Here is a 9,978-nt window from a genome sequence, read left to right as displayed (position 1 = left end):
ATGCGACTTCCCGAACCTTGGTTGCCATGCGTCCTCCTTTGATCTTTCTTCGAAGCATGGCACAGGAGCACGGGTGGGGCAAGAGTTTTCACCTCCGGGTTGTGAGCCCAGGCTCATGGTGAGTTATACAGGTAATCTGTCGAGAGAAGATTTCTTCGTGGTTAACTAAATGAGTTAATGTAGCCAAAGAAGAATGACTTGGATTTCCCAAGTCATTCTCTATTTTCCCCCTTTTGGTTAATAATATCTTATTATTACTCTGTTTCTTTATCACCAACTTTCGGGACGTTTCTTTCGCATAGTCTTCGTGTATAATCCAGGTAATGATCCAATAAAGACATCTGCTCTTCTACTTCCGTTCCGTGAACAAGAAGTTCTATATTGGCAAGAACCTTAGAAGCATCAAGCATTACACTCCTGACTACCGCTTTGAAATGCATCAGTTCCTTCTCTGGTGATAATGGCTTGTCTGAGGGGCGCTCTGTATTTTCCATAAGCATAGTCTACTCACCTACATTTTTTACTTAATATTAGGCTAGACCCAGCCACGAAGCTTCATCGCTTCCACTACACGCTCAACAGCCCGCACATACGCTGCCTGTCGCATGTTTATCTTGTATTCCTGGCTGGTATTCAATACTGAATGATATGCCGCAGTCATCTTTTTGTCTAGACGCTCATAAACTTCTGCCTCTTCCCATGTATACATATAGAAATTCTGTACCATCTCAAAATATGAGACAGTAACACCACCGGCGTTACACAGGAAATCTGGTATCACATGCACTCCATTTTTATATAAAATATCATCGGCTTCCGGGGTAGTTGGTCCGTTGGCTAACTCAGCAATAATCTTTGCTTTAATTTTCCCGGCATTTTTTTCGGTTATGATATTTTCTATAGCTGCTGGAATAAGAATATCTACGTCGAGTTCCAGGAGTTCCTCGTTTGAAATAGGCTCCATACCCGGCAAATTACACACTGAGCCAGTCTGATTCTTACAGGTATAAGCTGCCGCAAAATCAACCCCAGTTGTGCAGCAGACTCCACCTTTACTGTCACATAAAGCTGCAATTGATGATCCGAAAAGCTCGCTGCATAGTCGTGCCGCATGGTAACCGGCATTTCCATAGCCTTGCACAGCCACTTTAGCCTTGCTCAAATCAATACCAAGTGTCTTAGCGGCTTCACGGATAGTAAACATACCGCCTCGGGCTGTAGCATCACCTCGCCCGGGAGATCCGCCTATAGATAGCGGCTTACCCGTAATAACCCCAAACTGGGGCTTTCCTGAAATAACTGAATACTCATCCATCATCCATGCCATGATCTGGGGAGTTGTGTATACGTCTGGTGCCGGAATATCTCTTTCCGGCCCTACGAACTGGAATACTGCCCGCATATAAGCTCTGCTTAAACGCTCAAGTTCGCCAGGGGACATTTCCTTAGGGTTGCAGATAACACCGCCTTTTCCTCCTCCAAGCGGCAAATCAAGCAGAGCGCATTTCCATGTCATCCACGAGGCTAGTGCGCGGACAGTATCGATAGTTTCATCAGGATGGAATCTGATGCCACCTTTAGTAGGCCCTTTGGCATCATTATACTGGACCCTAAATCCCTGGAATACTTTGACAGAGCCATCATCCATTCTTACGGGGAGCGCTACATGGAGTTCCCGCATCGGGGCCTTTAGCATTGCTGTCACATTGGGAGATAGTTTTAGAATATCTGCGCAAGCGTCTATCTGACGCTTTGCGACTTCAAATGGATTGATGCCTGTCATATTTTTCCTTCTCCTTCTACATTATCGTTAAGAAATATCTTCTTTGTTTCTATTACCTAATATTCGATTATCTTTAGTAGTAATGAAAATAATACCTCAGCTAGTCTTTTATTTTTATTCCTTTACTCTTGAGGTACGCCTTGGCTGCTGTTATCCGTATTTCCCCAAAGTGAAATATCGAAGCGGCCAATACTGCTGATGCCTTTCCAATTGTGACAGCTTCATAGAGATGCTCCAGCGTACCGGCGCCTCCAGAAGCTATAACTGGTATTTTTACTGCCTCTGCTACCGCACTGGTCATCTCAATATCGTAGCCGACTTTAGTGCCGTCGGCATCCTTGCTGGTAAGAAGAATCTCACCAGCCCCCAAGTCTTCTACCTTCTTCGCCCACTCTATGATATCAATGCCGGCGCCCTCTTCACCGCTTCTGACCACGACCTCCAGCCTGGGCAATTTGCCTCCCGGCGGATTTTTCCGACCGTCGACAGCCACAACCAGCTTATCGCTGCCGAATTTCTTAGAAGCATCTTTTACTAGCTGTGGGTTCCTGACTGCTGCCGTGTTAATCGAGACTTTATTGACACCTATATCGAACAGGCTGTTCATATCGTCTATGCTGGCAATGCCACCGCCCACGGCAAACGGTACCGTAACCACGTCGGCCACTCTCTTCACCCATTCCAACCTTGTCTTTCGGTTCTGCACGGTAGCGAAGATGTCAAGGAAAACGAGTTCATCAGCCCCCTCCTGGCAATAAGCTGTGGCCGCCTCCACTGGGTCGCGTGCGTCACGTAGATTGGTAAAATTTACTCCCTTGACTACTCTTCCGTCCTTTATATCAAGACAGGGTATTATTCTGATTTCTTTCATCATTAAACCTCAGTGACTTTCACCAGAGTCTGATAGTCTATGATAGTACTCATTGCATGGCTTTCACTAATTATTCCTGCCTCCGCAGCCGCCGCTACTGGATTCAAACCGCCGATTAGAATAACTCCTACCTGGTTTATTTCTATAGGGATTTCGCAAACCGGCTCACTAACGTTTCCCATTAACAGGATACCTCCGATGCCGGCATCCTTAAGTTTGGCTACTACTTCTTCAGCCAGAGGTCTGCAGATAGCAGGTATCTCCCGATAGTTTGCCAATATCTCACCGTTTCCATCTTTGGCTGTCTCGATAACAGATGTCATATTAGCTCTGATGAATATCTCTGTAGGATCAAGAGAACTGCCGGCGTAGTGAATGATTTCAATAAAACGGAGGGGGTTACGATTTCTTATCTGCAATATGCCACCGAATTTTGAGTCGATTGGTACACCGGCTTTTAATAAAGTGCCATTAACCACGATACTGCAAACTGTAGCCAAGGCTACTTCACCTTCGGGAACTACGAGATCACCTATAGATTGTCCCTCACTGGCTACCGCCACCAAGTCACTAACGCAAAGCCCCGCTTGGAAAATGGGCTTCATTATCTTCATTGCCTTATTGAAATCTTCCTTTCGGAAAAAAGAGACGTTGGCTGGTATGTGACCAATACGTTTATCCAAGTCAATATCGGTTCGGAAGGCAAGCACCTCAATCCTTGATAAAGCAAAACCCACTTTGTGGGTAACCATGGCCTTTTTTAGCTCATTTTGCCCGAGCTCTGTTATTATTCTGCCATCTCTTCTACCTAGAAGGCGGGTGAATCCCCTTTCGTCCATAAGCCTGAGATGATATCTTACAGCCCGTTCGCTGAGTTCAATACCCATGCCCTTCAACCGCTTGGCAATAATCGTAGACCCTACCGCTTCTTGGGAGTCTCCTAACGCATTTAGGATCGCCAACACTTTACGCTCAACATCTTGAGTTTCAAACCCCATTAGAACCTCCGGCGAGTGGCAACCGTCTGCCGAAATAATTATAGAGAAAATCAGAACGCACTGTCAAACTGTCCATATACCGCTAGACAGTGCGTACAAAGTATGACGGGGCACCTGAGGTGCCCCGTCATACTTTGAGGTAGTTAAAAAATTTTAGGTATGATAATTATTCATATGTTCTAACCCTGCGAGAAGTTCCCATATAGCTAAGCAGCGAACCTATGGCATCGCGGTCACTATGCCCGTTATAACGATCCTCTAGAATATCTATCGCCTCTTCTCTATAGGCATTCATCAGGTAAGGTATGCTAGTGACCCTGGCACACTCATCGGTTAGTGACATAAGGTCGTTACGGCTGATTGCCGGCAAGCTGAAACACCTGGCTCCGGCCATTATCTGCTGGAGGCCTACCCGCAGCTTTTCACTGTAGCTATATATGCCTAAAGCACCGAGTGGGATATTCTTCATTTCTTCAGGGCCGACTAAATCCTTAATCTCTTCGTAACAGACAAATATTTCCTCCGGTGTTGACCCGAACTGGCTAACGGTATTGGGCAACTTGCCATCCTTAAGCCATAGCGCAATGTTCTTCCCCACCATGCCCGGGATCATAAGCGCCCGACCCATGCATACCGCTTTGGTAAAGGGTGCACCCAGAGCCAGCGCCTTGAAAACACCATCCTCGCTGCTGAATCCGCCACCAAAGGCGATATCGGGTACCCGCTCACCCCGGTTAGCCAGTCTCTCACAGAAATCATAAGCAGCGGCATGAAGATAGAGACTGGGCATACCCCATTCCTCCATCATGCGCCAGGGACTCATTCCGGTACCACCGCCAGCACCATCTATGGTCAACAGGTCAATTTTTGCTCTTGAGCCCCATCTTATCGCCATGGCCAATTCACGTAGACCATAGGCTCCCGTTTTCAAGGTAATACGCTTAAAGCCCAGATTCCTTAATCGCTCTATTTCGGCATAGAAGCTTTCTTCATCAATGAAGCCGAGGCGGCTGTGACGCTCAAATTCTTTCAGTGAGCCATCCTTAAAACTTGCCTGGCTGAGGGGGTGTGAAGGATCAGGGGTGACGATATAACCGCGTCTTTGCAGCTCCAGGGCCCGCTCTAGGCTATTAACCTTAATCTCACCACCGATACATTTAGCGCCTTGCCCCCATTTTAGCTCAATGGTATCCAGCCCGTGCTTCTGGCTTACATACTCAGCTACCCCCAACCTAGTATCCTCAACATTCATTTGCACCAGAATTTCACCATACCCACGGTGATAACGCCGATAGATTTCAATGCGGCGGTCCATATCCGGCGCGGAAGTAATCTTGCCATGACTATCCAATTCAAGCTGAGGGTCAATGCCACACACATTTTCGCCGCAGACAAGCGTTATACCGCTAAGGGCAGCGCCAACAGCGAAGTGCTCCCAGTTCTTGCGGGCAATCTCGGTAGAACCGAGGGCACCGGTAAATACCGGCAGGCACATCCTGACCTTCTTATCCCAACCATACTCAGTCTCAGTTTTTACTGCCGGGAAAATAGCGGAATCCGAGTCCCCGGCAACATTATCTGGTAAGCCCTTGGCTCCCAAGGCATACCCCTGTATATTTAAGTGTGAATAATCAACAGGATAGTCCTTGTCTCCGCCGGCGGTAATATCACCGAAGGGTCCAGGATAGAGCAGCTCCCTGCTGCGAAAGGTTGCCTTGAACACTTCGCAGTTTCCGGTACACCCATCGATACACCGTGAGCATATGCCGCTTGCAGGTGATACGCTTCGGGAGCGGTTGGCAGTCCTTGTAGCCTCATCAGAGTTTGGTCTTTGCAGATTCATTTTCCTTTCCCTCTCTTTCCATTATTAGTATTCGATACTACGCTTCTATCCAAGAAGCAGATGGCCTTACGAGTCTGCGGGCTAACTATGACTTTAGCTAAAGCGCCATCTGTAGCTATTGGCACGTCAATCAGGTGAACAATGTTGTCAAAATTGCTTAGTTCTGGCATTAAGTTCTTTAGTAGATTAGGTGACTGGGAAAAGAACTCGGTGTTAAAATCAGCAGCAGCTTCGTCGGGATAAACTGGAAGGTAAAGTATGTTAGACTCGACTAAATCTTGAAAGAAGTGGGTGCCGTAGGAGACTTCCGGGGTGTGGCCAGCCTTTTCACGGGCAACTTCTACCAGGACGGCGGTGTTATCAATGTCTGCATAGCCTACATTCACACCAAGCTCGATATTATTACTACCCCATCGTCCTGGCCCCATCATCATGACCTTGTGCCCCTTCTGACGCAGGTGATTGTTCAACTTGCCAATCACTCGTCCCAAAGTCTTCTTATCATCTATTGTCGCCACTTCAGCATATTTCTTCGGGTCAATGTAGATAATGTAGCCGATATCGTCAACCATCCCTGCATTTATCGCCCGACTAGAGCGGAAAAGAACACGCTCTCTTTCCAGTTTCTCTGGGATACTAACCCTTGTGCCCACTAGCGTAGGCACGCGTAATGTTCGACATTGCAGCAAGTTGACCCTCACTTTTTTCTCACTGTCGATATAGGCTGTAAATTCAATATCTACCGGCTGCCCCCAGGCTTTTTCCAGCTTGCTTATCATCTCCCCAATTATATTGACCAGCGCAGTTTGATTTATTAGATTGTTAAAGGTTAAGATCAAGTTCTTACCCGAGCTGCCCGGTGAGGTCACAAACCAGTCACGCAGGTAACCATCGGCCATTTCGGATGTCAGCAAGTTTAGAATAGGGTATTTATCTCCCTCAATGACTTCAACGAAAGGTTTAGTCACAAGGGCATTATCTTCAAGATTGAGAACGTCCACCATCCGTTGGGAGTACTTGGCTACTTCCATGCCAGTCTCAGGCCTGATTTGGGGATGGCTCACAGCTATCATTCTGGGATAATCGCCACTGACGCGGTTAACAGCCCGAGTTCCCAGACCGAACACCAGTCTTATCATGCCTTTTTGGGGGTCAATGCGGTCGGTCCAAGCATACAGATTGCGGGAAAAGGCCACCCCAGCCAGGCTCGGGAAGAAGTATTGCTTGTAAGGTATACCGGAGACCCGCTGTACGAGGATTGCCATCTGTTCGTCGCCTTCACCCAATCCCCGCCTATGACGATAGGCGAGAGCATCGGGGTTTAAGGCACTCGCATAAACCAGTTTGATTGCCTTTAAGAACGCCTCTAAACGTTCTTCAGGGCTTCCCTGGTTAGCGCAGAACTCACTCCGATACTTACCAGCAAAGGCATCCGTAAAACCATCCTCAAGAAGACTTGACGAGCGGACAATTATGGGCGCCTGCCCGTAGTAATCAATCATGCCCCGGAACTGTTCCATCGTTTCTTCTGCGAACTTGCCTTCAAGAAATCTTTGTTCTAATTTGTCGAATTCATCCCGCGATATCCTGCCTGTTTTTGTTAGTTCCAGCCTAAGTTGGAAGAGATCATTGTTCACCAGGAAGGTAAAGAAGACGTCTGAGCCTACATAAAAGGAGTCATGTTCTTCCAACACCTGCGAAAAGTCAGTCCGACCTTTCTCTGAAAACAGAACACTCCTTGCCAGCAGCATGCCGGCTGCTTTTCCACCGATTCGCCCTGAACCAATAAGGCGGTCTCGTACCTGTAGCAGATCATCCAATGTTAGATAGCGATCGGATAGTTGTACCAGCTTCTTATGATTACCAATCATCATTCGTGATAGTTCTTCCTTTAGCGCCAGCGTATCATCAGTGTCTTGTAGCAGCTTACGATACACGGTATCCCACGGGGCGATTGACTCAGAGCTAACATTAACCGGCCTTTTGATGGCAGTTGACAATATCTTTGCTGCATCACCACTACTCGAGACAGATTCCCAACCATCAGCAGTGATTAGGTGAGGTAAAAACATTTGTTGGGAATAACGATCCGACGCTTTTAATGGCTGGACGTAAGTATTACCACCGACGTGGTAAACATCAATTAGTACCTGAGTAGTATCACGTATGCGGGCTATGGCATTGTGCCCATGCTGTCCACGCCTAAGAGCAAAGTATGCCACGGCATCTACTTTAAAAAGATAAGGACAGGTTATCTGAAAGAAGTTAGCCAACAGTTCATCAGTAGCCCACTCATCCACTAAATCAGAAAGGTTATCAAATATGTAAAAAGCCTTTCCTCCGCGTTCCTCGATTATTCGATGCACCTCACCGGTGAAATAGTCGAACCCAGGTACAGGGTTAACTTTTATAATCGTTAGACCTGGTTGTGGCTCAAGAATTGCGGTATGGGAAGCGAAGCGTAAGTAAATGCAGTCAAAGCCATCTTTAATCGCTTGCTCAACAAACGGCTTCGCAAAGTAGGGATAGTCTTCGAGACGGTCAACCTGCCAGACTACATTATCCCCAAAACGCAACCCTTGTAGAAGTTGATCAAGCGGGGGTAGACCACTTTGTATTTTTTCGGCAATTATGCCTTGAGTATCCATCTCTACGGCACCTAATACTTATTATACGGCACTTGGTTAACGGTAACCATATACCGTATTTTATCACGAGTTTCTCTATTTGTCAATGGCATCGATAGATTTTTTTATTTTTTTATCACGAAAGGATAGCTGAGATGTTTAAATAATAACCTCGGCTAATTGCTCGATCATGTATATTCTAAGACTACCGTCTGAGAGTCTTCTTTATTTATTTTGTTTTTCCCGATTACCCCTCCCGGAGAGAGATAATATAGCGCTTTCTTGATATATCTCAATTTGACTTTTTGTTGGATGATGAAGCGAGAAACATGCACTTTAACAACTGAATATGAGAAGCCTCAACGTGAACGCTTGCCCTCTTTGAAAGGGGGTAATATGAGTTCAAGCGTAGCTGTAGCACCAGACGGCGGAAACGTACCACAAGGCTATTGTAACCGGTGTCATAAGGTCTGGATGCTCAAAGAGAGGCAGGGCGTTTGCCCGTGGTGCCATAAGCCGGCAAGCTGTATAATCGCCACGTCAAAGCCCCGCCACCTGAAGTCTAGGTCAAGACAGCAAAGAAAACAAGTCGTGTCCGGCAACGGATACGACCAGCTCACCGGCGAATACCTGACCTACTACCGCATAGCTTCCCGATTTTCCGGTAAGGTAAGGGAACAGGACAAGGGAGACGTGCTCCACGATATAATAATGACCCTTGCCGATGTGGAGCGTAACAACGGACACAAGCCCTTCACCGAAGCCGGAATGTACCGGATTGCCAGCCGGACAGTCGCCCTTTACTGGCGAAGTCATTACAAATATACCAACGGCTTGACCTGCGGTAACTGTAGCAAGGCGCAACGCCGAGTTTGTAAAGAGAACTATCTATATGGCAATTGCCCCAAAGCTATCAGCCTTGAGAGCCTTGACAAGCCGGTGATAGACGCCGAAGGCAACACAACCGACCTGGGCAACCTGATTGCCGATGATAAAGCCCTAGACCTGGAAGCCTGGGCAGATGCCAAAACATTCCTGCTAGGCTGTCCTGACCGACTTATTAACATAGCTTTCAAACGTATGGAAGGAACACCGCTTGAGAAGGCGGAACAAAAGTATATTGAACGTTTCCGGCAACGGGAACAAAAAAGACTGTTTCAGGATGTCGCAATTAGCCCTGCAATCCGCAACTAATATAGTGGGAGCACCGGTAATGCCAGCGAGTTGCGGGTTACCGGACAGCTTACTACTCGGTGAAGCCGGTAGCCTTGCCCACTGACCGGATAGCCAAAAGGGGGTTAGTCAAATAGAACAACTGAATATTGAGGGCAAGCGTTCAGGTTCAGGCTTCGTAACGCACAAGGCGGTACTGGTCAACGCCCTGTCAAGGGCATTAGCCGAAAGGGTGATGCTCTTGGACTTCACCATCGGGCGGAAAGGCTTACTCGGTTACCTGAAAGCACTCGGCGGGTCAAACATCGTCAAGGTGATACCCGCCAACGGTGATGCTAGCGAGACGCAGGTCACCGGCAAGAGGCTGAAGGTCATCTGTGGAGCTAACATCAGCCACCTTGAGGACATGGCATGGATAGGGGATAAAACCCCGCTCACCATGTGCGATGTCCGTGTCAGTCCCCGCAATACTGTCAGCCCCAATCTCGGCGCAATTGAACTGGCGGAAGCCCTGTCAAGGGTATTGCCGTTTACCGCCACCGAGGACAATCGCCCTGTTTTACAATGTGTCCTGATGCGGGTGAAAGACGGCAAATTGACGCTGGTCAGTGCCGATGGTTACCGGCTGGCGGTGGAAAGCCTTGACGTTGACGGTGATGAGGGAGAAGTCCTGATACACCGTG

8 protein-coding genes are annotated in these 9,978 nt (G+C 47.6%); 2 read left to right on the top strand and 6 right to left on the bottom strand.

What is annotated here, in order from left to right:
* Positions 1-254 precede the first annotated feature (254 nt).
* The 6 genes from PHI12_11980 to PHI12_11955 form a co-directional block, all read right to left on the bottom strand.
* Complete coding sequence (locus PHI12_11980) at positions 255-494, bottom strand: hypothetical protein (GenBank protein ID MDD5511510.1); 240 nt, start codon at positions 492-494, stop codon at positions 255-257.
* A gap of 41 nt (positions 495-535) precedes the next feature.
* Positions 536-1,783 carry a Glu/Leu/Phe/Val dehydrogenase gene (locus PHI12_11975; GenBank protein MDD5511509.1) on the bottom strand — a complete coding sequence of 416 codons (1,248 nt, stop codon included), beginning with the start codon at positions 1,781-1,783 and terminating at the stop codon, positions 536-538.
* Positions 1,784-1,883: 100 nt separating this feature from the next.
* Entirely contained in the window at positions 1,884-2,657 is a 774-nt protein-coding gene (gene hisF, locus PHI12_11970; GenBank protein ID MDD5511508.1) for an imidazole glycerol phosphate synthase subunit HisF, read from the bottom strand.
* The gene (locus tag PHI12_11965; GenBank protein MDD5511507.1) at positions 2,657-3,652 is read right to left on the bottom strand and encodes an NrpR regulatory domain-containing protein; all 996 of its coding nucleotides are present in this window, start codon (positions 3,650-3,652) and stop codon (positions 2,657-2,659) included. Before PHI12_11965 ends, hisF begins: the two co-directional genes overlap by 1 nt.
* Before the next feature lie 166 nt (positions 3,653-3,818).
* Positions 3,819-5,495: an FMN-binding glutamate synthase family protein gene (locus tag PHI12_11960; protein MDD5511506.1), complete on the bottom strand. Its 1,677-nt coding sequence runs from the start codon at positions 5,493-5,495 to the stop codon at positions 3,819-3,821.
* Entirely contained in the window at positions 5,492-8,143 is a 2,652-nt protein-coding gene (locus PHI12_11955) for a PEP/pyruvate-binding domain-containing protein (GenBank protein ID MDD5511505.1), read from the bottom strand. Before PHI12_11955 ends, PHI12_11960 begins: the two co-directional genes overlap by 4 nt.
* A gap of 375 nt (positions 8,144-8,518) precedes the next feature.
* Here PHI12_11955 and PHI12_11950 point away from each other — a divergent pair, with 375 nt between their 5' ends.
* Positions 8,519-9,316 (top strand): hypothetical protein, encoded by a 798-nt coding sequence (locus PHI12_11950; GenBank protein MDD5511504.1) that lies wholly within the window; start codon positions 8,519-8,521, stop codon positions 9,314-9,316.
* A gap of 214 nt (positions 9,317-9,530) precedes the next feature.
* Positions 9,531-9,978, top strand: a 448-nt coding sequence (locus tag PHI12_11945; protein MDD5511503.1) for a hypothetical protein, incomplete at its 3' end; no start/stop codon positions are given.

Source organism: Dehalococcoidales bacterium (assembly GCA_028716225.1).
GTDB lineage: Bacteria > Chloroflexota > Dehalococcoidia > Dehalococcoidales > UBA5760 > UBA5760.
Note: the sequence above shows the minus strand (reverse complement) of the source record. Positions and strands in the feature narration are given on the sequence as shown.